Source organism: Compostibacter hankyongensis, assembly GCF_039541075.1.
Classification (GTDB): Bacteria; Bacteroidota; Bacteroidia; order Chitinophagales; family Chitinophagaceae; genus Compostibacter; species Compostibacter hankyongensis.
Genome location: NZ_BAABFN010000002.1, coordinates 437,328 through 463,431, shown reverse-complemented (window position 1 = coordinate 463,431; position 26,104 = coordinate 437,328). Strand labels below are relative to the sequence as shown.

Annotated in this window: 19 protein-coding genes and 1 other RNA gene; 15 read left to right on the top strand and 5 right to left on the bottom strand. The window is 53.9% G+C overall.

The window, feature by feature from the left end; translation table 11 throughout:
• Positions 1-9: 9 nt before the first annotated feature.
• On the bottom strand, positions 10-600 hold the full coding sequence (locus ABD851_RS06780) for a dihydrofolate reductase family protein (RefSeq protein ID WP_344977456.1): 591 nt from the start codon (positions 598-600) through the stop codon (positions 10-12).
• A 226-nt stretch (positions 601-826) separates the two neighbouring features.
• Between ABD851_RS06780 and ABD851_RS06775 the strand changes: the two genes are divergently transcribed.
• Positions 827-1,804, top strand: coding sequence for a GlxA family transcriptional regulator (locus tag ABD851_RS06775; protein ID WP_344977452.1), 978 nt, complete (start codon positions 827-829; stop codon positions 1,802-1,804).
• 55 nt (positions 1,805-1,859) lie between these two features.
• Here ABD851_RS06775 and ABD851_RS06770 read toward each other — a convergent pair whose 3' ends face one another.
• Positions 1,860-3,206 (bottom strand): sensor histidine kinase, encoded by a 1,347-nt coding sequence (locus ABD851_RS06770; protein WP_344977449.1) that lies wholly within the window; start codon positions 3,204-3,206, stop codon positions 1,860-1,862.
• Positions 3,196-4,551: a sigma-54-dependent transcriptional regulator gene (locus ABD851_RS06765; protein WP_344977446.1), complete on the bottom strand. Its 1,356-nt coding sequence runs from the start codon at positions 4,549-4,551 to the stop codon at positions 3,196-3,198. Before ABD851_RS06765 ends, ABD851_RS06770 begins: the two co-directional genes overlap by 11 nt.
• A gap of 228 nt (positions 4,552-4,779) precedes the next feature.
• On the opposite strand from ABD851_RS06765, the gene ABD851_RS06760 reads away from it, so the two are divergent.
• The 14 genes from ABD851_RS06760 to rnpB all read left to right on the top strand — a co-directional run bounded on the left by ABD851_RS06760 (position 4,780) and on the right by rnpB (position 23,233).
• Entirely contained in the window at positions 4,780-6,033 is a 1,254-nt protein-coding gene (locus ABD851_RS06760; RefSeq protein WP_344977443.1) for an efflux RND transporter periplasmic adaptor subunit, read from the top strand.
• Between the two features lie 271 nt (positions 6,034-6,304).
• On the top strand, positions 6,305-8,683 hold the full coding sequence (locus tag ABD851_RS06755; RefSeq protein WP_344977440.1) for an ABC transporter permease: 2,379 nt from the start codon (positions 6,305-6,307) through the stop codon (positions 8,681-8,683).
• A gap of 167 nt (positions 8,684-8,850) precedes the next feature.
• The gene (locus tag ABD851_RS06750; RefSeq protein ID WP_344977437.1) at positions 8,851-9,528 is read left to right on the top strand and encodes an ABC transporter ATP-binding protein; all 678 of its coding nucleotides are present in this window, start codon (positions 8,851-8,853) and stop codon (positions 9,526-9,528) included.
• Positions 9,529-9,604: 76 nt separating this feature from the next.
• Positions 9,605-11,959, top strand: coding sequence for an ABC transporter permease (locus ABD851_RS06745; RefSeq protein WP_344977434.1), 2,355 nt, complete (start codon positions 9,605-9,607; stop codon positions 11,957-11,959).
• 118 nt (positions 11,960-12,077) lie between these two features.
• Positions 12,078-12,758, top strand: a complete 681-nt coding sequence (locus ABD851_RS06740; RefSeq protein WP_344977432.1) for an ABC transporter ATP-binding protein — start codon at positions 12,078-12,080, stop codon at positions 12,756-12,758.
• 54 nt (positions 12,759-12,812) lie between these two features.
• Positions 12,813-14,264, top strand: coding sequence for a TolC family protein (locus ABD851_RS06735; RefSeq protein WP_344977429.1), 1,452 nt, complete (start codon positions 12,813-12,815; stop codon positions 14,262-14,264).
• 91 nt (positions 14,265-14,355) lie between these two features.
• On the top strand, positions 14,356-15,471 hold the full coding sequence (locus ABD851_RS06730) for a glycoside hydrolase family 183 protein (protein WP_344977426.1): 1,116 nt from the start codon (positions 14,356-14,358) through the stop codon (positions 15,469-15,471).
• Between the two features lie 80 nt (positions 15,472-15,551).
• Positions 15,552-16,808, top strand: a complete 1,257-nt coding sequence (locus ABD851_RS06725) for a glucuronyl esterase domain-containing protein (protein WP_344977423.1) — start codon at positions 15,552-15,554, stop codon at positions 16,806-16,808.
• 45 nt (positions 16,809-16,853) lie between these two features.
• Positions 16,854-18,077 (top strand): DUF4185 domain-containing protein, encoded by a 1,224-nt coding sequence (locus ABD851_RS06720; protein WP_344977420.1) that lies wholly within the window; start codon positions 16,854-16,856, stop codon positions 18,075-18,077.
• A 17-nt stretch (positions 18,078-18,094) separates the two neighbouring features.
• Complete coding sequence (locus ABD851_RS06715) at positions 18,095-19,405, top strand: serine hydrolase domain-containing protein (protein WP_344977417.1); 1,311 nt, start codon at positions 18,095-18,097, stop codon at positions 19,403-19,405.
• 136 nt (positions 19,406-19,541) lie between these two features.
• Positions 19,542-20,399 (top strand): phytanoyl-CoA dioxygenase family protein, encoded by an 858-nt coding sequence (locus ABD851_RS06710; RefSeq protein WP_344977414.1) that lies wholly within the window; start codon positions 19,542-19,544, stop codon positions 20,397-20,399.
• An 84-nt stretch (positions 20,400-20,483) separates the two neighbouring features.
• Positions 20,484-21,518: an oxygen-dependent tRNA uridine(34) hydroxylase TrhO gene (gene trhO, locus ABD851_RS06705; RefSeq protein WP_344977411.1), complete on the top strand. Its 1,035-nt coding sequence runs from the start codon at positions 20,484-20,486 to the stop codon at positions 21,516-21,518.
• A gap of 30 nt (positions 21,519-21,548) precedes the next feature.
• Positions 21,549-22,565 carry a Smr/MutS family protein gene (locus ABD851_RS06700; protein WP_344977408.1) on the top strand — a complete coding sequence of 339 codons (1,017 nt, stop codon included), beginning with the start codon at positions 21,549-21,551 and terminating at the stop codon, positions 22,563-22,565.
• A gap of 238 nt (positions 22,566-22,803) precedes the next feature.
• An RNA gene (gene rnpB, locus ABD851_RS06695) (RNase P RNA component class A) lies at positions 22,804-23,233 on the top strand.
• 63 nt (positions 23,234-23,296) lie between these two features.
• Here rnpB and ABD851_RS06690 read toward each other — a convergent pair.
• Together ABD851_RS06690 and ABD851_RS06685 are read right to left on the bottom strand one after the other, a co-directional pair.
• Positions 23,297-24,982, bottom strand: coding sequence for a S8 family serine peptidase (locus tag ABD851_RS06690; RefSeq protein ID WP_344977405.1), 1,686 nt, complete (start codon positions 24,980-24,982; stop codon positions 23,297-23,299).
• A 103-nt stretch (positions 24,983-25,085) separates the two neighbouring features.
• Positions 25,086-25,994, bottom strand: coding sequence for a helix-turn-helix domain-containing protein (locus ABD851_RS06685; protein WP_344977402.1), 909 nt, complete (start codon positions 25,992-25,994; stop codon positions 25,086-25,088).
• Positions 25,995-26,104: the final 110 nt, after the last annotated feature.

The window sequence follows — 26,104 nt, the reverse complement described above, 5'->3', positions numbered from 1 at the left end:
CCATAAAATCTATATACCTTCCGGCGCTCTTTCATAACAAAGCAGCGTCACCCCGGACCCGAAGGTTTTTACCCGGGAGAGCTGCAGGGCAAAGCTATGCTGCAGGGGCGGGAAAAAGCGCTTCCCCTGATCCAGCAAAACCGGGTGCACCCAGAGGGCCAGCTCATCGGCCAGACCGGCCTGCATCAGCGCGGAAACAATGCTCCCGCTTCCCAATACGATCATGTCCTTGCCGGGAAGGGCCTTCAGCTGCATCACCGTGCGGGATACGGTTGTGCTGGCCAGCACGGCATTATTCCAGCCTGCCGTTTGCAGGCTCCGGGAAAAGACTATTTTCCGGTAGCTGTTCATCATGCCCGCAAAGGCGATCTCCTCCCGCGCAGCGCACAGCGACGCCGTTACACCGGGCCAGTACGCCGCCATGGCATTAAAAGTTCTACGGCCGAGCAGGATCGTATCTGCCCGGCACAGCTGCATGCCGGTATACATGGCCATCTCCTCGTTCCAGTAGCCGAAATGCCAGTCCAGCTCACAGTGAGATCCGGCCATAAAGCCGTTCAGCGTAACGTTCGTGGATATGATGACCTTTCTTGCGCCCATGCTCTGCCTTTTTACAAAAGTACGGCGGAGGCCGGGGAGCCGGCAGGGTTATCCGCGACTATATAAGGGGCCGGGTACGACTTTATCTTCGTATGAATGCCTTTTTCACAACAGAACGGCAGAACAGCAGGGACACATATAGGGAATTTCCCTTACATTTGAATGCCGGGAAACGGTGAACCGCCGCCGGGTATCCTACGGGGTTAAAAAAGATAAAAATCAACGGATGAAACAGGTATCTATTCTTGTACCCGAAAATGCCGTACTGGCCAGCATATATGATCCGCGGTATATGTTTACCGCGATAAACGATTTCCTGGAAGAAGCCGGAAAGCCGGCCTTGTTCCAGGTGCAGCTGGCCGGACTCTCGTCTGAAGTGCACCTGAATAAAGGCTCCTTTGCCGTACGGCCGGATGTGCTTTTGAAGCAGGTAAAGCAGACGGACCTTATTATCGTGCCGGCGGTGAGCGGGGATCTGAGAACGGCGCTGGATGTCAACCGCGATTTTATCCCCTGGATGGTAAAGCAATACCGGCAGGGCGCTGAAATAGCCAGCCTTTGCATCGGAGCCTTCCTGCTGGCGTCTACCGGTTTGCTAAACGGACGGAAATGTTCCACCCACTGGATCTATGCCAACGACTTCCGAGAGCTGTTTCCCGAAGTGGACCTTGTGGACGACAGGATCATCACCGAGGAGGACCGCCTTTATTCCAGCGGGGGCGCCAGCTCGTACTGGAACCTGCTGTTGTACCTGGTGGAGAAATATGCGGGACGGGAGCTGGCCATCCGGGCCTCTAAGTTCTTTGCAATAGAAATAGACCGCAAGAGCCAGTCGCCCTTCATCATGTTTAACGGTCAGAAAAAGCATGACGATCTGCCTATCCGGGAGGCCCAGACCTTTATTGAAAATAATGTAGCTGAAAAAATATCGGTAGAGGAGCTGGCGGTGAAGTTCGCCATCGGCAAACGGCATTTCGAACGGAGGTTTAAGAAAGCCACCAACAACACGCCGCTGGAATATATACAGCGGGTAAAAATAGAAGCGGCCAAAAAGCTGCTCGAAAGCGAACGGAAAAACGTAAACGAAGTCATGTACGATGTAGGCTACATGGATACCAAGGCTTTCAGGTCGGTCTTTAAAAAGATTACCGGCTTGTCCCCGGTAGATTACCGGAACAGGTTTCACAAAACCGCCGTCGTTTAAGCTTCCGCTATATTTGAGACTTCATTGATCTCGATAAGCCCCTGCTTTTGGCCACTCAGAACTGCAGCCTGAAGGCGGTGCCTTTGCCTTCGAGGGTATGTACCTGTATATTTCCCCGGTGCAGCATCATGATCTGTTTGCAGAGGCTCAGGCCGATGCCGTTGCCATTCTTACGCGTGCTGAAGAAGGGGATGAATATCTTATCCAGCAATGCCGCCGGGACGCCATTGCCGTTGTCGGCCACAGACAATACGGGTCTGTGATTGTCATAGCCTGCCGACAGGGTGATGCAGGGAGCCGGCTTTTCTTTCACCGCTTCCATAGCGTTGACCACCAGGTTGATCAGCACTTGCTCGAGCAGGTTGATATCCGCTTCCAGCACCATGGCCGTATCCCGGAGCACGATCTCCATTTCGATATTTTTCTGCTGCAGCGTCGGCTGCATAAGCAGGTAGAGGTTTTCGAACAGGTCGCGCACCAGTATTTCCGACAGCTGCAGGTTGGCGATCTTGCTGAGGTTGCGGTAGGTTTCGGCAAATTTGGTGAGCCCTTCGCTGCGCCGCTTGATGGTATCGATGCCCAGTTCCAGGTCGTCCAGCACGCCGTCTTCGTAACCGGCAGGGATATGGCTGATGGTGTGCTGCACCCTCTTTTTAAGCGTATCCGCCAGGGAAGCGATAGGCGCCACGGAGTTCATGATCTCGTGGGTCATCACGCTCAGCAGCTTCTGCCAGGCCAGGGATTCCGTTTCGTCCAAAGCCTCGTTTACGTTCTGGAAGGCCACCAGTTTGTAAAGCCTGCCCTCGGTCTGAAAAACAGCGGAGGTCAGCAGCATCTTGATCGGGCTGTCTTCCTTTTTTAATGTTACAATTTTACTTTCCCCGCTTTTTACCTCCTGCAGGTTGCCCAGCAGGTCCTTGCTTCGCCGCTCCAGCAGACGGATATTCTTCAGATAGGGTATGCCCAGCAGTTGTCTGAAAGATTCATTCATCCAGATCACCTGGCCGGTCTTTGTTTCGAAGCAAAGTATACCGGTATCCACGAGCTCCAGTATTTTTTGCAGGTACTGGTACTGGGTCTCCCTTTCCCGGCTGATGGTCTTAAATGCTTCGTTTATGGCATTAAATCCCTTGCGCAACGCGCGCACTTCCATCGGGGAATGCTTCCAGGCAAAGTGCCGGGTGAAGTCGCGGTAATGGACCGCCTCCACAAACTCCTCCATTTCCTCCCGTACTTTTTTGTGAAGACGGAAAAAGTAAACCAGCTGTAAAACTACCAACGGGGTGGCATATACGGCATAAGGCCATTCCCGGTTCACCACCAGAAAAGCGATGCCCAGGAGTGTCAGGAACAGCAGCAACACCCTGAGAAAAAGTCCCCAGCTGAATCCTTTAAATGTCATATTTGCTCAATCGCCGGTACAGCGCGGTGCGGGTCAGCCCCAGCTCTTTGGCTGCCCTGGTGATGTTGCCGTTGTTTTTTTCGATGACTTTCAGGATGGTATTCCGTTCCACCGCCCCGAGGTTGGTTTCCTCCTGTACAATATCCGAAGGCCTGGAAGATTCTATCGGTGAAAAGATGATATCCTTTGCCTGCAGCTCATCCTCTTCCGCCATGATCACGGCCCGTTCAATGATATACTGCAGCTCGCGCACATTGCCCGGGAAATGATACTGCATCAGCTTGTCCTCTGCCGGCCGGGAGAAACCAATGCTGGGCTTGAGGTACTTTCGGGCATAGCTTTTTGCAAAATGGCGGGCCAGCAGCAGGATGTCTTCCCCCCGCTCACGGAGGGGCGGCACCACGATCTCGATGGTGTTGATACGGTAGATCAGGTCCTTCCGGAACCGCTGCTCATCGGATAGCTCGGAGATGGGCAGGTTGGTGGCGCAGATCAGCCGGATGTTGACCGGCACCGTTTCATGCGTACCGAGACGGACGACCTGCCGGTTCTGAAGCACCGTCAGCAACTTGGCCTGCTGATGCAGGGAAATGTTGCCGATCTCATCCAGAAAAAGCGTACCGCCGTTGGCTACCTCGAAACGGCCTACGCGGTCTTCCGTGGCATCCGTAAAGGCTCCCTTTTTATACCCGAACAGCTCGCTTTCAAACAAGCCCGAGGTCAGCGCTCCCACATCTACCTTTACGAATGGTTTTCCTACCCGCAGCGATCCTCCATGGACCGCACGGGCGATCAGATCTTTCCCGGTTCCGTTCTCGCCCAGGATCAGGATGTTGGCGTCGGTAGGGGCTATCTTCCGTATCTTGTGAAAGATATCCTCCATGGCGGGGGAGCCGCCCAGCAGCTCGCTGCCGATGATCTCGCCGCTGTCTTCCTGGAGCAGAGCCGCATGCGGACTTCTTTTCCGCAACACATCATGAAAGGTGGCGATCAGCTTTTCGTTATGCCAGGGCTTGACGACAAAATCATCCGCCCCCTCCTTGAGGGAACGCACGGCGAGGTCAATATCCCCATAGGCGGTGATCATGATTACCGCCGTATCCGGCCTTATTTCCTTTAACCGCTTCAACCAGTAAAGCCCTTCGTTCCCAGTATTGGTTGCGCTGTTGAAATTCATATCAAGCAGCACCAGCTGAAAAGAGTGCCGCGACAAAAGCCATTGGATATTTTCCGGATTGCGCTCGGTGACCACCTCCCCGGCTTCCGTTTTCAGCAGCATCCTGACGGCTGTTAACACGTCCGGGTCGTCGTCGATTACCAGCACCCTGGCCTGTTTTAATAGCATTGCGGTGGATTTGGAAGCTTCTGCAAGTATAGCATAATTTCGAAGGCATTACAATAATTTCTGACCGCCCCGGAAACCCGGATATAAAGGCTGTATCAAAACCGTACACCCGCTGTATCGGAACCGGACATGGTATTAAATTTAGCAATGTATATGTTTTTAATTTACAATTGTTTAGTATTTTGGCACGACTTGTATAGCATAAGGGCAAAGACAAAAAAATAAGCAGTGGACAGAGTACTTCCCAAAAAAAGATGGTCAAAGAAACGAATACTGATGATCGGCGGCATTACCGGCATTGTATTGCTCATCGGGGCAAGCATTTATTTTACCGGCGGCAAGTCGCGGCTGAATGTGGAAACGGAAAGGATCACTGTCAGCACGGTTAAGAAGGGGACCTTTCAGGAGTTCATCCCGGTGAACGGGGTGGTGCTGCCCCTGACCACCATCTACCTGGATGCGCTGGAGGGAGGAAGGGTAGAGGAGAAATACGTGGATGACGGCACCATCATGAAAAAAGACCAGCCCATCCTGCGACTGTCCAATACCGACCTGGAGCTGGAGCTGGTAAACCAGCAGACGAACGTGTACAACCTGCTGACCCAGATGCAGATTTCCCGGAACGCTTCCCAGCAGAATACCATCAACAACCAGAACCTGATGACGGATGCGGAAAACAACCTGAAAGAGGCCGAACGTATCTATAAGCTGGATAAGCACCTGTATGCGGAAAAGGTGATCGGCTCGCAGGAATACCAGCAGGCTGTAAACGAATATAACTATCAGCTGCAGAAAAAGAAGCTGATGCAGCAGATCCTTGAGAAGGACTCACTTACCAACAGGCAACAGCTCGATCAGTCCCAGCAATCCTACGAAGGTTCGCAGAACGCCCTGAAGCTGATGCGGAAAAAAGTGGGCGACCTGATCGTACGCGCGCCGGTGGACGGACAGCTGACCTCCCTGGATGCCGAAGTAGGGCAAAGTATTCCCAAGGGTACCCGTCTGGGTCAGATCGATGTGCTGGGAGGCTTTAAGGTACGGGTGGATGTGGACGAGCATTATATTTCCCGCATCTTTACCGGGCTGATGGGCGACTTTACCTTCGCCGATTCCACCTATACGCTGAAGATAAAAAAGGTATATACCCAGGTCACCGACGGCCGCTTTCAGGTCGATATGGAATTCGCGGGGAAAGCGCCAAAAGGCATCCGGCGGGGCCAAACCCTGCAGATCAGGCTGGCCCTCAGCGATGAAACGCAGGCGCTGCTGCTGCCGCGCGGCGGATTTTATCAGCAGACGGGGGGCAACTGGATCTTCAAGCTGAGCAAGGACGGACAGACGGCGTATAAGACCGACATACAGCTGGGCCGGCAAAACCCGGATTATTATGAAGTGCTGCAGGGGCTTCAGCCCGGCGACCGGGTCGTTACTTCCAGCTATGAGAATTACGGCGACGTGCAGGAGCTGAATTTGAAAAACTGAGGTAAAAGGCGAAAGGTAAAGGGCATTTTAATGATTTGAAAATTTGATGATGTGCTAATTTATTTCGTGCACAATGATCTTTAGTGGTCTCAATGAACGCTCCGCGTTTGATGATTACTCCATTACCAAATCATCAAATCAACCGGAAACCAGAAAGGCGCAGCATTGGCAACGGGATCGAATTATTTTTAAATGGCGTTGCCGAACTTCGTTTCATTGAGACCTTTAAAAATCATAGTGCGCGAGATAAACCTCAAACCGGAAACTGACCATGATCAAGCACCATTTTAGAACAGCCTGGAAAAATCTGAAGGCGAACCGTTTCTACAGTCTGATCAACATCAGCGGGCTGGCGATCGGTCTTGCCGCAGGCATCATGGTGCTGCTTTGGGTGCAGGATGAGCTGAGCTTTGACAGGTTTCACAAGGACTACCGGGACATCTATCAGCTCAGCGCGCATTTCAAGGCCAACGGCAAAGAAATGACTGTAGATGGCATACCGGGACCGCTGTCCGTCTTTTCCCGGTCCATGCCGGAGGTGGAGTCGCTGGTAAGGATCCTGCCGGATGTGGACCAGGTCCTTTCAGACGTTGCACATGACAAGGTAATTGACGGGCACCAAACGGCCTTTGTGGACAGCACTTTCTTCCGGATATTCGACTTCCGGTTGTTGTATGGCAGCAAGGCGACGCTGTTTCCGGACAACAACGCCGTCGTCGTCACGCAATCCACAGCAGAAAAATTCTTTGGAAGCGCCGCGGCTGCCATGGGCAAAACGCTCGTATTCCAAAAAAATAATTTCAGGGTGACCGGGGTATTGCAGGATTTTCCGCAGAACTCCAGCCTGCATTACGACGCGCTCTTTCCTATGGGCTATTACGGACGGCAATTTACCGCCAACGGGGGCAACGGAGAATGGAAGACCATCGATCAGGACCTGGGAGATTATAATTTCCGAGATTTTGTAAAGCTCCGCCCGGGTGCCGATCCGGTAAAAACAGGCCGGGCTTTTTCTGAAGCGTATAAAAAAGCGCGGAATGGCGACAGCCAGAGCAATTTTCAATTACATCCACTGAGCAGCATTCATCTTACCGGTACCGACGGCAATGACGCAAAGCTGAAAATGGTCCGCATCTTTATGCTGGTCGGTATCCTGCTGCTGCTGATCGCGGGCATCAACTATGTGAACCTTTCCACCGCCCGATCCCTGGTGCGTGCCCGGGAAGTCAGCATCCGCAAGATCGTGGGAGCGGCAAAAAGACAGTTGTTTTTTCAGTTTTTTATCGAAACTTTTTTGTTGTTTTGCCTGGCCGCCTTGATCGCCATAGGGCTGATGGCGCTGCTGATGCCCCTGTATAACCGTATTTCGGACAAGACGCTGCATTTTACCCTGGCGGATATGCAGATGTGGAAAGTGATCGGTTGGGCTATCCTGGGCACCCTGCTAGTTTCCAGTATTTATCCGGCCATTCTCCTGTCTTCTTTTAATCCCATACGATCCCTGAAAGGAAAGCTCAGTCCGGGACTGGGGACCACCTTATTCCGGAAAATGCTGGTGATATTCCAGTTCGTCATCTCCGTTGTGCTGATCATCAGTACCCTGGTGATCAGCCGACAGATGGGCTATATCCGGAACAAGGATCTGGGCTTTGACAAAAGCTATGTATTCCGCGTGCCGCTTACTTCGGACGTTGTAAACCATATCGACGTGGTAAAGCAGGAGCTACTCCGGCAGCCGGACATCCTGAATGTGTCAATCTCCAATATATATGATCTATCCGATTTTTGGAGTTCCACAAGCGATATCGAGTGGCAGGGAAAGCCTGACAATGTCAACATGATGATTTCACAGGCCAATATCGATAAGGACTTTATTCCCACCCTGAAGATACAGTACCTCGAAGGAGGAGGTCTGTCCGGTACGCCGGCAGATAGTAACCACTATATCCTCAATGAAACGGCGGTAAAGAAGATGGGCTTGAAGCCGCCTTACACCGGGCAGCCCATCAGCTTTCACAACAGAAAAGGAACCATCATAGGGGTGGTAAAGGATTTTAACTTCCAGTCCCTGAAAGCGACTATCGAACCGATGCTGCTGTTTTCCTGGTTCCGTGGAAATATCCTTTATGTAAGGACCACGGCAACCGGCGCAAAACAAGCTATTGCCACTACGGAGAAGGAGTATAAGAAATATGCCGGCTATATGCCTTTCAGCTACAGCTTTCTGGATAAACAATTTGAAGAGCAATATAGATCGGACCAGCGCACCGGCATGCTGTTTAACCTGTTTGCCGCCATTGCCATCTTTATCTCTTGTCTGGGACTGTTCGGCCTGGCCACCTATACCGCGCAGGTCAGGATAAAAGAGGTGGGTATCCGCAAAGTGCTGGGCGCAACCGTAGGAAACGTCACCGCCCTGTTGTCCGTCGATTTTCTCAGGCTGGTGCTGATAGCTATCGTGGCGGCCATTCCTCTGGCCTGGTGGGGAATGAGCAGCTGGCTGAATAATTTCGCCTACCGGACAAGGGTCAGCTGGTGGATATTCCTGGTGGCCGGCTTGTCGGCCATCCTGATCGCGCTGGCGACAGTGAGCTTTCAGGCCATCCGCGCCGCCCTCGCCAATCCGGTGAAAAGCCTGCGGACCGAATAGCGGTGAACATAAAAGGTTAAAGGTAAAGGGAGAAAGGTGAATGGCATTTAGGTTTAAAGTTCAAGGTCTAACGTCTAAGATTCCTTTTCAGTCAGATTAACTTTAGACGTTAAACCTTAGACCTTAGACTATTGAACCGGAAACGAGAAATTAAAAATATGAACAACATGATAAAGATTACCGACCTCGAAAAAACCTATCGTACCGAAGAGGTAGAGACCGTGGCCCTGAACAAGCTTTCCCTGGAAGTGGGAGAGGGGGAGTTCGTCGCGATCATGGGGCCCTCCGGCTGCGGCAAAACCACCCTCATGAATATCCTCGGCCTGCTGGACGACCCGGATAACGGCAGCTTTGTCTTCAACGGCATCGAGGTGGCCCGCTTCAACGAACGTAAGCGGGCGCAGCTGCGTAAGCACAATATCGGTTTCGTCTTTCAGAGCTTTAACCTTATCGATGAGCTGACCGTATTTGAAAACGTAGAGCTGCCGCTGATCTACACGGGCGTAAAAGCCGGCGAACGGAAGAGCAAGGTAGAAGAGGTGCTGGACCGGATGCAGATCATGCACCGCCGCAACCATTTTCCCCAGCAGCTCTCCGGCGGACAGCAGCAAAGGGTGGCCATCGCCCGCGCTGTGGTCAACAATCCCAAGCTGATCCTGGCCGACGAACCGACGGGTAACCTGGACTCGAGCAATGGTAACGAGGTGATGCAGCTGCTCACCGACCTCAACACGGCCGGCACCACCATTATTATGGTAACCCACTCCGAGCACGACGCCCGCTACAGTCACCGCACCGTACGCATGCTCGACGGACAGACGGTGCTGGAGGACATCCTGATATAAAAATATGTTCCCGGAATTGTCGGGATCATCCAGAAACTCAAGCTTCAACTCAGCAATCTCAAACCGGGAACGGGAAATGTTCAGGAACTTTTTCAAGACGGCATGGCGCAACATCTGGAGAAATAAGGGTTTCTCTCTTATCAATATCGCCGGATTATCCGTTAGTATGGCAGCGGCCATGCTGATCGTACTTTGGATCGGCAATGAGCTGAGCTTCGACCGCTTCCACGCCAACAGGGATGTGCTGTATAAAGTATGGAACCGCTCTACTTACGAGGGAAAAACCAGCGCCTGGGATATAACGGCGGCTCCGCTGGGACCGGCGCTTAAGAAAGATTTTCCCGAAATCCAGGCATTTGCCCGCACCTACTGGCCGGAACCCCACCTGTTCAATTATAAGGAGCAGCGGCTTACCGCTACCGGTCTGAGCGTAGATGCGGCTTTTCTGACGATGTTCAGCTTCCCGCTGCTGGAAGGCAACGCCGGGCATGCTTTGGATGATGTAAATGCCATAGTGATCACCCGGAAGCTTGCCAGAAAGCTATTCGGTGATCAGGACCCGATCAACAGGATGATACGGCTGGATGATACGACAACCCTGAAAGTAACCGGAGTGCTTAAAGATCTCCCGGCCAATACGCAATTTGATTTTGAATACCTGCTACCCTGGGCCCATCTTAAAGAAACTTACAGGATACCGGGATGGGAAGCCCCCAGCTATAATACCTATGTCGTACTTCGCCCGGATATATCTGCTGCGGCGGCGAACCGGAAAATTGAAAATATTTACCGGCAATACACCGGGTCGACAGACACGCGGATATTTCTCTACCCGATCAGCCGCTGGCATCTGTACGATCATTTCGAGAACGGTTATCCTGCCGGGGGGCGCATACGCATGGTCCGGCTGCTGGGGATCGTTGCGGCCCTGCTTTTATTAATCGCCTGTATCAATTTTATGAACCTGAGCACGGCGGGCGGCGAACGGCGGGCCCGGGAGATCGGTGTACGTAAAGTAACAGGGGCCTCCAAGCGCAGCCTGATCCTGCAGTTCTTCGGAGAGTCTACGCTGCTGGTTCTGGTAGCCGGCATCCTGGCCTGGCTCTGGGTCCTGTTGTTCCTCCCGGCCTTTAACGATCTTACCGGCAGGCACCTCAGCCTGAACTACGGGAATCCGTATCTCTGGCTGGCCGGCGTGGCCTTCATATTGATTACAGGAGTGCTCGCCGGAAGCTATCCGGCCATCTTCCTTTCCTCTTTTCAGCCGGTGAAGGTTCTGAAAGGCGGCCCTTTGAATACAAAGACCCTGGTGACTCCCCGGAAGATGCTGGTGGTTACCCAGTTTACCGTCTCGATCATACTGATCATCAGCACGCTGATCATCTACCGGCAGATCCGCTATGCCCAGCAACGGGATAATGGTTATGCAGAAAATAACCTGCTCGAGCTGGATATTAACGGCGACATCCGGAAAAACTATCCGCTCATCAAAAACGATCTCCTGAACAGCGGGGTAGCTGCCGCTGTATGCAAAAGCAGCCTGTCCATTACGACCAACGGAAGCAGCTCCACCGGCTTCAGCTGGTCCGGAAAGGATCCTGACACACGCGTCAGCTTCGACCTCATGGCCACCACCGGCGACTTTGTAAAGACATTCGGGATCAAGCTTCTGGCCGGCAGGGATATTGACCTTTCCGCCTTCCCCGCCGATTCCAACGCCTGCCTGTTAAACGAATCGGCGGTGAAGGCGATTGGCTTTAAAACGCCGGTAGGACAGCTGATTAAAGAAGGGGGCTTTACCTGGAAGGTGGTCGGCGTAGTAAAAGATTTTATTATCGGCTCGCCCTACCAACCGGTGAACCCGGTCATCATAAAAAGCAGCGATACCTGGGCTTACCGCGTCAATATCCGGCTAAATCCCCGTCAGCCGCTTTCCTACACGATAAGCAGGATCGGAGATGTTTTTAAAAAATACAACCCGGCCTATCCGTTCGAATACCGTTTTGTGGATGAAGAATACAATAAAAAATTCAGCGATGAGCAGCGCATCGGACGGCTCTCCCGGGTCTTCGCCCTGCTCACCGTATTCATCTCATGTCTGGGACTCTTCGGGCTGGCCATTCTCACGGCGCACCAGCGGACAAAGGAGATCGGTATCCGGAAAGTGCTCGGCGCCAGCATATCCGGGATCGCCCTCATGATCAGCAGCGATTTTTTAAAGCTGATCCTCCTGGCCATTATTATTGCGTCCCCCGTTGCCTGGTGGATGATGTATAAATGGCTGCAGGAATTTGCTTACCGGATACATCCCGGCATAGGAATCTTCCTCGCCGCCGGTGTCCTGGCCCTGCTGATCGCGCTGATAACCGTAAGCTACCAGGCCGTCAAGGCCGCCACAGCCAACCCGGTGAAAAGCCTGAGAAGCGAATAGGGGTAAAAGGTGCAGGGTGAAAGGCAAAAGGCATTTTAATGAAAATAAAAGAATGAATCTCAAACTTCAAATCAGAAATCTCAAATCAGAAATCCATTGACTATCTAAACATGCAAGCATGATCGATCTGGTAAACATTTCCAAGTGGTACAGCAACGGCAGCGTAAAGGCACATGTATTACAGGGCGTCAACCTCGCTGTAAGTGAAGGAGAATTTATTTCTATCATGGGCCCCTCGGGATCCGGCAAATCTACCCTGCTGCATATCCTCGGCATGCTCGACGATCCTTCGGAGGGTTATCATTACTTCATGGGGGAAGCCCTGCACCTGCTCAAGGAAAAGCAGCGCGCCGCCCTGGCCAAGCAATACATCGGCTTTGTATTCCAGGCCTATCACCTTATCGATGAGCTGACGGTATACGAAAACATCGAGACCCCGCTCATCTATCATAACGTCAAAGGATCCGAACGGAAAGCCCGGGTGGCCGACATGCTGGACCGCTTCCAGATCGTGGGCAAGAAAGACCTCTTTCCCAGCCAGCTCTCCGGCGGGCAGCAGCAGCTGGTGGGCATCGCCCGGGCGTTGATCGGCAACCCAAGTCTCCTGCTGGCCGATGAACCTACCGGCAATCTCAACTCAAAGCAGGGAGAGGAGATCATGGACCTGTTCAAAAAGCTCAACCGGGAAGACGGCGTCACCATCATACAGGTCACCCATTCCGAAAAAAATGCGGAGTACGGGAACCGGATCATCAACCTGCTGGACGGGAAAATAGAACCGGAAAAAACCGCTCTCTGACGGAAGCTTATCATGCGATAACGGGATGCATCTCCCCTTAAAACTATACATTAGATGAACGTGTTGAAAAGAGCAAGCGGAATACTCCTGTGTGCGACGGCGCTGCTGATCAGCGGCACCGCCTGTGGACAGGACAGTACCGGAAATACGGCGGCATACACGCTGCAGCAATGTGTGGAGCTGGCCATAAAAAACAACCCCGATGTAACCCAGGCCGGATTCCAGGCGCAAAGCGACCGGATAAACTGGCAGCAGCAAAGGGCGGCCATGCTGCCTACGCTCAACGGAGGCATCTCCCACAGCATCTACAACGGAAGAAGCATAGATCCCTATAGCAACAGCTATGTGACCCAGCAATACAACGCCGCCTCCTACCAGCTGAATGCCGGTCTTACGCTATGGAACGGATCCAGCATACAACATTTCATCCGGCAGTACCGGCTGGCTTATGAAGCCAGCGAGATGGACCTGCAGCAGGCCAAAGACCGGCTGACCATCGATGTCATCCTGAACTACCTCTCCGTGCTTACGATAAACGAACAGCTCGAAATGGCGAAGGGGCAGGCGGAGGTAACGCGACGGCAGGTGGAAAGGCTGACCATACAAAACCGCGAAGGCGCGATCTCCCCCTCCGATCTCTATAAAATGAAGGGCCAGCTGGGCAGCGACGAGCTGAATATCGTCAATACGGAAAATATGCTGGAAGGAGAGAAGCTGACGCTGGCTCAGCTGATGAATATTCCCTATTCGCGGGACATGAAGCTTGAAAAGCTTGCCATCAATCCTGCCCCGCTGGCTTACGATGCCACGGTAGAAGAAATATCCCGGAATGCTCTGCAGAACCTGGCCCTGGTAAAGGCGGCAGACCTGCGGGAACAAAGCGCACGGAACGGGGTGAAGGCCGCAAGGGGACAGCTGCTGCCCACGCTGTCGCTGTCGGCCGGAGTGTATACCAACTATTCCAGCGCGGCCACGACCTCGGAGCTGATGGGCATCAGCGACAAGGCCACAGACCAGTATGTCACGGTAAACAACACCAAGATTCCCGTCTTTGCGCCCGAGCCGCAATATAACAGCCTGAAGATTCCTTACGGCAACCAGTGGAAAAACAATGTCAACACAAACGTCAGCCTCAACCTGCAGATCCCCCTGCTGAACGGACTGCAGGCACGGAATCGGGTAAAACAGGCAAAGATCAGCCGGGACCAGGCCGCTTTCGCGGAGAAAACCACCCGCATACAGCTGCGTCAGGCCATCGAGCAGGATTATCTGAACATGAGGTCCGCTTTTGAAAGCTATAAAAAGCTGGCTGACCAGGTTCAGAACTACACTGAGTCGTTCCGGGGCGCGGAGGTGAAGTTCAACGCCGGCGCCATCACCTCGGTGGATTATGTCATTGCCAAAAATGATCTGGACAATGCGCGGCTCAATATGATCGCCGCCAAATACAAATACGCCCTGCAGACAAAAATCCTGGATTACTACCGCGGCAAGCTCTCCTGGTAAATAGGATGGATAAGCGGCCTGCTTTTTTTACCTTTAGGCTGTCATTCGTTTCCCTTCGGGAAAACCCTGTTTCAAAACAAAAGATAAAAGGATGGGAAAGTATAGGGTCAAGGTCGTTATTCCGGCAATCTTTTTATTTTGGACTACTGCGGGCAGCGCACAACAATACACTGTATATAAAGACAGTTCGGTTATCCGCTTCTTCCGGCGTACCCACGGCTGGATCGCCAGCGACGGCGCGCTCAGCGTTCCCCTCGCCGACGGCAGAACCTTATGGCTGATGGGCGACAGCCATATCAATGATTACGACTCCGCTACCGGGACCATCCCCGCGCTTTTCCAGGTACGCAACTGCGCTTTGCTGCAACCCGCGGGAGACTGGCAATGGGAGCATACGCAAACGCTTATCGGTCACGGACCGGGCATCAAAAGCCTGTTCAAGGAAAGACCGGATGATCATTATTTCATCTGGCCGGTAGCCGGCTTTCAGCAGGGCGATACCGTATATGTCTATCTCGCCAATCTGAAAAAAACCGGCAAGGGGGCGTGGGACTGGGGACCGGCAGGACGCGATCTCTGGGGAAAGATGAAGTTTCCTGAAATGGACAGCGTATGCGCCTACACGCCGCTACCCGACCTCGGCGGTATCGCTTTCGGGATGGGGTTTGTAAAAGACAAGCAGAGCGGATACTGCTATGCCTACGGCAGCAAGCTGGATGCTGTCGGCAACAGCCGGGTTTATGCAGCCCGCTTTCCCATGGACAACCCCAACGCTCCCTGGACTTTCTGGGACGGGAAAAGCTGGAGTGACTCGGTCGATAAAATCAGGCCGATAACACAGGCCCGCACCGGCGTGTTCATGACGCATATCCGGGACAAATACGTGCTGATCAGCGCGGAGCTGAGCGTGGCCTGCGACCAGGGCAGGCGGATATTCGCGGCAACAAGCGACAGTCCCACCGGACCTTTTTCAACGCTGAAACCCATTTATGCCATCGACGATACCCTGCAGGGCCATTATCCTTTTTTCTATACCGTGATCCCGCATCCCGAATTTATCAACGACAAGGATGAGCTGCTGATCACCTATTGCATCAACGGCTATCAGCCCTGCGTGGAGACGTTCAAAAACGGCAGGGGCAATCCCGATTACTACCGCCCCAAAGCCATCCGGGTACCCCTGGAGCTGATCGATCCGGAGCTTTAAAATATTTGCCTCCCGAAATCCGTCTGCTTTTGTATCTTCAAATGAAAACAGACATGATGAAGCCCGTCTTCCTCCTTCTTATGATGATAACCGCAACAGCATCCCTGAACGCCCAGCCCGAAGGCGCCAACTATGACGAATCAAAAGTGCCCGAGTATATCCTGCCCGCGCTGCTGGTCGGTAACGACGGCTCAGCAGTCTCCGGCCGGCAGCAATGGGAAAGGCGGAGAAAAGAAATTTACGATCTGTTTGAACGCGAAGTGTATGGCGCAGTCCCTGCATGGCGGGGAAAAATAACGGCGACCGAAATCTCGCACAGGCAGGACGCTCTCGGCGGTCTGGCCCTCCGCAGAGAGATCAGGCTCCGTATGCAGAACGGGGACAAAAGCAGGGATGTGTTCCTGCTGCTTTACCTGCCCCGGTCCCGGAAAGCCGCCCCCGTTTTCCTGGGCTATAACTTCTCCGGGAATCATACCGTTACGGCGGAGAAGGATGTTCACATATCCCCTTCATGGGTAGCGAACAACAAGGAATTGGGCATTACGGACAACAGGGCTACAGAGGCTTCCCGCGGCTCCCGCGCTTCCGCCTGGCCCTTACAGGATATTCTTTCCCGGGGATATGGCGTGGCCACTTTGTATTATGGCGACGTGGATCCCGATTTTGACGACGGCTTTAAAAATGGCGTGCATGCCCTTTTTGATCAGCCCCGGGACAGCGCTTCCTGGGGCAGCATCGCTACCTGGGCCTGGGGGCTTTCCCGCGTGATGGATTACCTCGAAAAAGATCCTGCGGTAAATGCAAAGGAAGTATTTGTGATCGGACATTCGAGGCTGGGTAAAACTGCGCTCTGGGCCGGGGCTTCAGACCGGCGCTTTGCCATGGTGATCTCCAATGAATCGGGCTGCGGCGGGGCGGCCATCTCACGGAGAAAATTCGGCGAAACGGTCAGCCGTATCAATACCTCGTTCCCGCATTGGTTTTGCGACAATTTCAAGAAATATAATGATAAGGAAGAAACGCTCCCGGTGGACCAGCACGAGCTGATTGCCCTGATCGCTCCGCGGCCGGTATATGTGGCGAGCGCCTCGGAGGACCTGTGGTCCGATCCCCGCGGAGAATTCCTGGGGGCAAAAAATGCGGAACCGGCATACCGGCTTTTCGGGCTCAGAGGACTGAAAACGGATGAAATGCCGGCGCCCGAACATCCCGTCGGCGATTTCATCGGCTATCACCTGCGTACCGGGAAGCACGACATTACCCGATACGACTGGACACAATACCTCAATTTTGCCGACCGGCATTTTCCGGGCAGCGCGGCCCGTCCGGGACGATAACGCAAATGCCTGGAAAGCTCCGTTGCCACAGGACAAAAGAAGCCTATGAAAATCATCATTCTTTTATCTGCGCTTGCCGTACCCTTACTGACCGGTCCTGCCTGCCTTGCACATCCGGAGAGACAACCGGCGCAGAAAGCCGTTGACAGCCTGCCGCCCCGGGCAGCGGCGCGGGACATTACTTCCTTACGATTTTCTGTTACGGAAGCGCCTGAATGGACGGACCTCTTCAGGAGAACGTCCGGGTGGTTCGGCGCCGACGGCATTTTTGCGCTTCCCCTGAACGGTGCCGATACGGCAGATGCATCGGACAGCCTGATGTTCGTTTTCAGCGATACCATGATAGGCGATATCAAGGAAGGGCAGCTGCAGCCCGGTCACACCATGGTGCATAACTCGGTGGCCTATATGAAAGGGGCCGTTCCTGAAAAAGAAAATATCCGCTTTTATTACGACCATAATAAAAAAGGCAGGCCGGAATCCCTGTTTATACCGGAGACAAGGAATACAAAACCGGGAGACTACTTCTGGCTGGGAGACGGCTTTGTCAACAAAGCGTTGCACAACAATATCTATATCTTTGGTTACCGTATGCGGAACATGAGCAGCGACGACTGGAGCTTCAGGCAGGTGGCCAATACCCTGATCGTGCTGCCTTCCGGCAGCCATCCGCCTTTTAAGCAGCAGCGGCAGATAGAAACGCCTTTCCTGACCACCGGTCCGGACGGCCAGGCTTCGCTCGGCGCAGGGATACTCGTCAACACCCGCAATGCAGGCATGCCTGCTCCCGATGGCTTTGTGTATGTCTATGGCATAAAAGGAAAACAGAAAGGGCTTATCGTTGCCCGTGTGAAGCCGGCAGATTTCGAAGATTTCGGCCGGTGGCGTTTCTGGGACGGCGACAGCTGGAACGCAGACATGCGGAATGCAAAAACAGTGACCAGTCATGTATCCGATGAGCTTAGCCTGAGTCCCCTTCCCGACGGGCGGTATGCGCTCGTATTCCAGGTAGACGGCATGAGCCCTGTGATCGGACTACGGCTGGGTCTCAGTCCGCACGGGCCCTTCGGCCCCCTGATTAAAATATGGAAATGCCCGGAGCCGGAGCATAAGAATTTTTTTGTATACAATGCCAAGGCGCATCCTGCCCTTTCAGGACCGGGAGAGCTACTGATCAGCTATAACGTGAATGCTTTTGATTTTTTCAAAACCCTGAGCAGAACCCCGGACCTGTACCGGCCCCGGTTTATCCGGGTGAAGCTCCGTTGAACACAATCCCATAGCTTATGACATTACATAAAAAAACAACGAGCCGCCTTCTCGTCCTTCTGCTGCTGCTTTGTGCCGCTCCGAAGGCATTGCTGGCCCAATTGGAGCAGGTATCTCCGGAAAGCGAAGGGTTCTCCTCCGAAGCGCTGGCCCGTATCGATACCATGCTCCGCCATTATACGGACGACGATCACCGTGTGGCCGGCGTAGCCGCCCTCGTGGCCAGGCATGGTAAGATCGTCTATTATACCGCCGCCGGCTATAACGACATCGCCGCCCATAAGCTGCTGAAGAAAGACGATATCTTCCGCATTGCCTCCCAGACCAAGGCAGTGACCGGCGTAGCGGTCATGATCCTGTATAACGAAGGGAAGATACTGCTGGACGATCCCATCTCCAAGTACATCCCGGAATTTACTCATCCCAGGGTCCTTAGCTCTTTTAATGAAAAAGACTCTTCCTATACTACCGAGCCGGCCGCACGCGAGATCACCATCAGGGATCTGCTCACCCATACCTCCGGGATATCTTATCCCGTGATCGGCAGCAAGGAGGCGAGGGCCATCTATGCCAAGGCGGGCATACCCGTAGGTTTTGAGCCCCGGCATATCCGGCTTGCCGACAAGATGAAGATACTGGGAAAGCTGCCGCTGATGCATCAGCCGGGGGCCGCCTTTACCTACGGACTCAGCATCGATGTGCTGGGTTATCTGGTAGAGGTCGTTTCCGGCATGCCCTTCAACGATTTTCTCCGGAAGCGCATCTTTGAACCCCTGGGCATGAAGGATACTTATTTCTACCTGCCCCTCGAAAAACAATCCCGGCTGGCCAAAGTATACAAGACCAATTATACAGGTGGCAAAAAAGAAACCGTAGAGGATGACGCTAAAGACTCCGCAGGTATCAACGTCATTTATCCGCTGATAAAGGACGGCAGCTATTTTTCCGGAGGAGCGGGCTTGTGCTCCACGGCACATGATTATGCCGCCATGCTGCAGATGCTGGAGAACGGCGGCAGCTACAACGGCCACCGGCTGCTCAGTCCTTCCACGGTCCGTCTGATGACCAGCAACCAGATCGGGGACCTGGGGCCGGGGGGAGGTCCGGACAAGTTCGGGCTCACCATGGAAGTGGTCACCGAAAAAGGCAGCGCCCAGTTTCCCTGGAACCCCGGCACCTACACCTGGGGCGGCTTCTGGGGCTCCACCTTCTGGGCGGACCCGAAAGCGGGGATCGTGGCCCAGATATGGACCCAGCATCCCGGTCCGGATTGTTCCGAGATGATCAATAAGTTCAAGGTAATGGTGTACAGTGCTATGGAAAAATAAGCAGATGATCTGCAGGCCGGAGCGGCAGCGGGGCGGATCGTCCGGTCCCTTACCCGGATCGGTCCGGAAGATCCTGCCGGATGTCGGGAATTGGATAAATGGGAATAAGCTGTTAAATTTGAAGAAACATCGACAGATGAAAGAGATTATCTTAAACGAAGACCAGGTGCTTGCCTATCATAGAGACGGCTATGTGATCGTTCGCTCTTTTTTCAGCAAGGCGGAAATCGATAAGATATACAGCACGGCGCTGGAGGACGACGCCATGCGGAAAAATGCCGTGGACCTGAATGATCAGACGGGCAAAAAAACGCGGTTGACGCTCTGGTTCACGCCGGGGGACGATGTATACAGCCTGCTGATCCGCAGCGAACGGATGGTCCGCTCTGCAGCCCGGCTCATGGAAGAGGATGCGCCGGTCTGTCATTTCCATTCCAAGCTGATGCAGAAGGCTCCCCGTGTCGGCGGAGCCTGGGAATGGCATCAGGATTACGGTTACTGGTATAAGAACCAGTTCATGTTTCCCGGACAGCTGGTCAGCGTGATGACGGCCCTCACCGAGGCCAACAAGGCAAACGGCTGCCTGCAGGTCATCAAAGGCTCGCACAAGATGGGGCGCGTCAACCACGGCTTTGCCGGAGAACAGGTGGGAGCGGACATGGTGATGGTGAACAATGCGCTGAAAACGATGGAGCTGGTATACTGCGAGCTGGAGCCGGGAGACGCCCTGTTTTTCCACAGCAACCTCCTGCACCGCTCCGAAGCCAACCTGTCGGACCGTCCGCGCTGGTCCATGATCAGCTGCTATAATGCGCAGACCAACCCGGCATACAACGAAACTTCCACGGCCTATAATGTGCCGGTGCAAACCGTGCCGGACGAAGCCATCCTCGAATGGGCAGGCGGAGCCGCCCGCGCCGGGTCCGATTTCCTGAAGAAGGAAGACGATCCTGCGCTTAAAGACACCGGCTGGGAATCGCAGGTTGCCACCTGATGCCGCGCTTATTCTTCCGCATTGCTTACCTTTGCTGCAGGAAATTTTGTTCACTTTGAGCGTGTCCTTAAAATTTCGGCAGTTATGATTTTACACAACCGCGTATCGGCACAGGTACTGAAGGAACGTCTCATGGCCGAGCCTTTCCGGCGCATTACCCTTTCGTGGTACCAGTATGCGCATATCGAAGACCCTTCCGCATTCCGGGATACCCTGTACCAGCATCTGGATGCCTTGCAGGTATTCGGCCGCATCTACGTGGCGAAAGAAGGCATTAACGCGCAGGTCAGTCTGCCGGAACATCAGCTGGAAGCCTTCCGCCGGTACCTGAACAGCATCCCTTTTCTGAAAAATATTCGTCTCAACACCGCCGTGGAGGACAACGGCAAATCCTTCTGGGTACTGAAGATAAAGGTGCGGGACAAGATCGTGGCCGACGGCATCTCCGATCCCGGTTTTGATATCACCCGAAAGGGGAAATATCTGGACGCGGAAGCTTTTAACCGGCTGGCCGCCGACCCCGATACGGTAATTGTAGATATGCGCAACCATTATGAATACGAGGTAGGACATATGGAAGGCGCGCTGGAGGTGCCCGCCGATACCTTCCGGGAACAGCTGCCCATGGCGGTGGAGCTGCTAAAGGGGCAGCAGGACAAGAACATCGTTATGTACTGCACCGGGGGCATCCGCTGTGAAAAGGCCAGCGCCTGGATGCTCCACAATGGGTTTAAGCACGTGTACCACCTCGAGGGCGGCATCATCCATTATACCCGCAGCGCACGGGAACAGGGATTGCCGCTGAAGTTCCGCGGAAAAAATTTTGTTTTTGACGAACGTATGGGCGAACGGGTATCGGACGATATCATCAGCCGTTGCCACCAGTGCGGGAAGCCCTGCGATACGCATACCAACTGCAGGAATGAAGGCTGTCACCTGCTTTTTATCCAATGCGGGGAATGTGCGGAAAAATACAACGGCTGCTGCAGCGACACCTGCCGGGATAGCTATGCGCTTCCTTCCGCCGAGCGGCAGCTGCTGCGAAAAGGCAGCCCGGCAAAAGCCCGTTTTTTTAACAAGTCCCGCAACCGGGTTCCGCAGCGGGATAAAAACAGATAGCGGCCGGCAGACTGCTGTCCATCTTGCTCTATGAAATTTGAAGTCGGCGATACGGTGTTGTTACTGCATTCACAGGAGGAAGGCCGGGTGGTGGAGATCCTCGGCAGGGATATGGTCATGGTGGACGTGGGCGGAGTGACCTTCCCGGCCTATATCGATCAGCTGGATTTTCCCTATTTCAAACGGTTTACCGAAAAAAAGCGGGCGCCGCCCAGACCGCTGCCCGGAGAGCAGCTCCCGCGGGAAAAGCCGGCGCCGCAAACCCGCCCCGAAACAGGGGTATGGCTTTCCTTTCTGCCCGTATACCATCATGACGCCGAAGAGGTGCAGGTGCAGAAGCTGAAGATCTATCTCGTCAATGAAACCGCAGATGCCTACCAGCTTCACTACCGTATGTATCTTGCGGATAGCTGCGAAATGGAGATGGAGAACCAGGTGGCGCCCTTTGCCCATTTTTATCTGAGCGATCTGCTGTTTGAAGATCTGAACGACAGGCCCCGCCTGGAGCTCCGGTTCTCGCTGCAGCCGGCAGCGGCCGGCCGGACGCCCTTCCTCGATAAAGTCGTGAAGCTGAAGCCCCGGCAGGTGATGGAGCGGCTTTCCCGGCTGCAACAGCAACAGGAAGCCACTTTCCGGCAACTGCTGTTTGAAAAATATCCGGCGACAGATACGGAGGCCGGCTGGGATATTGCTTATACCCCTTCTCCGGATACGTGGATACACCGCAGCAACGGGGGGCGGCCTTCTCCCGCTGCGGAGCCGCTTTACGAGGTGGACCTGCATATCGAAAAGCTGGTGGACAATCCGCGCGGCATGAGCAATTTTGAAATGCTGACCACCCAGCTGCACGAATTTAACCGGTATCTGGAGCTGGCCATTGCACACCACCAGGCGTCGCTGATCGTCATTCACGGGGTAGGGAAGGGGAAGCTGCGCGACGAGATACACGAGATACTCCACCATGTACCCGAGGTCAGCTCCTTTGTTAACCAGTACCATCCGCGCTACGGGTACGGGGCTACGGAGATATTTTTCAAATATGCCTGAGTTTCCGGTTCTGTTGTCTAAGGTTTAACGTCTAAAGTCTAAAGTTCCATTCCAGACAGATAAACCTTAGACCTTAAACTTCAAAATGCCCTTCACCCTTGCTCTTCTTCATGAGATCCAGGATCGAGCCCGGGATGACATTATTGAAAATGCCTTTCGCCATTTACCCTTCACCTTTCGCCTCTTTTCCCCCCTTTAGGGGGTCAGGGGGTTGGGTTTCTCCGTATCTTTGCATAAAGCTGCAGGCCGCGCTATCGTTCCACCCTCCGGGGTGGGAAGGAAAGTCCGGACAGCGCAGGGCAACGCACCACCTAACAGGTGGGTGGCATCTTGCGGCCCGGGTCCGCAGGATGTCAACAGAGAGTGCCACAGAAAATAACTGCCTTCACCCTGCCGGCAACGGCGGGGTTTGTCCTTACCGGATACATTCCGGAAGGAGGGTGAGGGTGAAAACGTGGAGTAAGCGCCCACGCGCCGGGCTGGTAACAACCCGGCGGGGTAAACCTTGTGTGCTGAAATGCCAAATAGACAGACGCCTGAGGGCTGCCCGTCCGATGTCTGTGGGTAGGCAGATAGATCATGCCAGCGATGACATGACCAGATAAATGATAGCGGGATCCTGCAACAGCAGGATTATACAGAATCCGGCTTACAGGTCTGTGGCTTTTATTAAAAAACGTGCGGCGGGAAATACCTGCCGCACGTTTTTTATGATACAGTCCGGAAAGGATTTATCTCCTCCGATGCCGGCCGCGGGCCTTATGTTTTTTCTTTATCTTCCTTTCCCCCTTTACCTTATCGGCTTCCTGCAATGCCTTGTAAGCATTTACAATTCCCCCGGAGGAGGACAGGCTCGAGAACGGCACCTCATCGTTGCCGCCGGGTTGGATGACAGAGGTGTCCTGAAGAGACATCACGGATTTATCCAGCACTTCCCGCAGCTGCCGGGCACTGAGCTTCGGGTAATACTCCAGCACCAGCGCTGCCACACCCACCACTACAGGCGTAGCCATGCTGGTACCGCTGAGCCATTCATACTTATTGCCGGGGACGGTGGAATAGATGTCCGCACCGGGCGAGAAAAGGTCCACTTCCTTTTTCCCGTAGTTGGAGAAAGAGGTCGCCAGGTGGCCGTCGTCGTTGGTGGCGCTGCTGGCGCCGACGGTGATAAAGTTATCCGCCTTCTTATGCGTATCCGCAAAAACAGGGTTCGGATAATTGGCCAGCGAATCGTTGTTCGTGCCGTCGTTACCGGCAGCGTGCACCAGCAGAACGCCCTTTTCTTCGGCATACCGCACCGCGTCATCCACCCAGTTCTTATGCGGTGAATAGCCTTTCCCAAAGCTCATGTTGATGATCTGCGCCCCGTTGTCCACCGCATAGCGGATGGCCAACGCCACGTCTTTATCCCTTTCGTCCCCGTCGGGAACGGCCCTAACCGGCATGATCAGCACATGGTCGGCAATGCCGTCCATACCAATATTGTTGCCGCGGATGGCGGAGATGATACCGGCTACATGCGTACCGTGGCGACCGAACTTGCCGGCAATGTCGTTATTGCCATAATCCCGGTCGTTGATATCGTTGGGATTATCGCCCACGATATCATGACGCAGGGCGTTGGGGTCTTTTCCGACATCATCCATCTTGCGGCGCAGCCCGTCTGCATATTCCCTGCCCTCCGCAATAAATCCTTCAAGAGAACTGTGCGGTCCGATATTGGATAACACACGGCTGGCTATCGCCTTGGCCACGGTTATGGTATCGTTGTCGGTATTCAGACCTTCCACATCGGAAAGATACAGGGTATCCTTCCCGGCAGCGGCGCGGAGCACGCTATCTATTTCAGTGAATCTGTCCAGGCCTTTGGATACGGTGGCGTAGTTCTGCTTGTTTTCCTGCATATCCTTCTCCCGCTTCTCCCGGATATTGAGCCAGTAGCGGTATTCCGCACGGTCCTGGGCCGCTACCGTGGCAGAGTCAGCGACGTTCTTGTATTTGTTGGACAGGCGGAAATACTCCCGGTCCAGCTCAGCGCTTTCCTTTTCTATGCTGCGGCCGTCCTTGCCCCCCAGAAAGTTCCATCCGTGGATGTCATCCACATAACCGTTATGATCGTCATCCACGCCATTACCTGCCGTCTCCCCCGTGTTGGTCCAGATATGTCCCTGCAGGTCCACATGGGCAGTATCCACCCCCGAGTCGATCACCGCTACAATCACCTGATGGGGTTCTTTTCCTTTCAGCAGCGTTTCATAAGCCTTGTTGACGGAAGTGCCGTATACGCTGTCCTTGCCGTAATCCAGCAGGTGCCAGTTCTCAGGCAGGTCCCGGGCAGATTGTGCCGCCGCCGGTGCCGCCAGCGCGCCGAGGGTAATCATTCCCAGCACGATCCTTAACCGTTGCTTCTTCTTCATGTACAGTTTGGGGTTTAATTTTAAAATAATCCGGCAAAATAAGCTTTTCCTGGCACCTATCGTGCCAAAAAAATGATAGCCGGCAGCGAAGATGCTGCCGTCCTTACTCTTCTGTCCCTTCGGGACGGCCGTAATATTTTTCGCGGTAAGCGGTGGGGGTGAGGCTTGTCTTTTGCCGGAAGAAAACGGTAAAATAATTTACCGACTCAAAGTCGAGCAGGAAGGCAATCTCCTTGACCGGCCGGGTGGAGTGAACGAGCATTTTTTTGGCTTCCAGCAGCTTCAGCTGCAGCTGGTACTGCGCGGGGGCGAAGCCGGTATATTTCCGGAACATCTTCCGGAACCAGGAATAGCTCATGTTCAGCGAGGCGGCAATGCTTTCCGGGGATATCGTCCCGCCGGGGTGCTGCCGCATGATCATCCGCGCATGCTCCATTCTCGATTGCATCTCGTCGTCGACGGGCCTGTTCCGGTTGATATAATATACCAGCCCCAGCAGGTGCATCAACACGCCTGCAATAATCTCCTGATAACCAGTCCGCTCCAGCTGGGCAAGGTCTATGCTTTGTCTGAAGAGGTCTACCAGCTGTTCGTTCAGTCCTACCTGATAGACCGGCTCCTTCTCGGAGAAAAAGCGGTGACAGGGGTCGCTTCCGGGAAAGCTGCCCTTAAAGCCCACCCAGTAAGTATCCCAGCCGCTTTTTGTATCGGGATAATAAGTATGCCACTCGTCGGGAAACAGCACCATCAGGGCGCCGGCCTTTAGCTCTACCGGCCCCGCATGGCGGGACGTAAAAAGACCCGCTCCCCGCGTGACATATACCAGCTGGTATTCGGGCAATACGCGGCCGCGGGCGGGATGAAAGCGGTATGGCGAGGGATGTCCCTGCGGGGGATAGCCGCTGTGCGGGGAGATGGACTGGAACCCCGCCGTGGTCACCGCCAGCCCCCAATGTGCACCTGCGTCGTCTTCCGCAAGATACTTTACCTGTGAAAAAGGGTCGTTGTACATTTCCGGAAATTGTATCAAAAATTAGAACAGGTGAACCAAAATTTACACCAAATTAAAATAATCTGTTCCGAATATTGTGTCCGGATCAAAAAAGTTATGTCCTGCCGTGT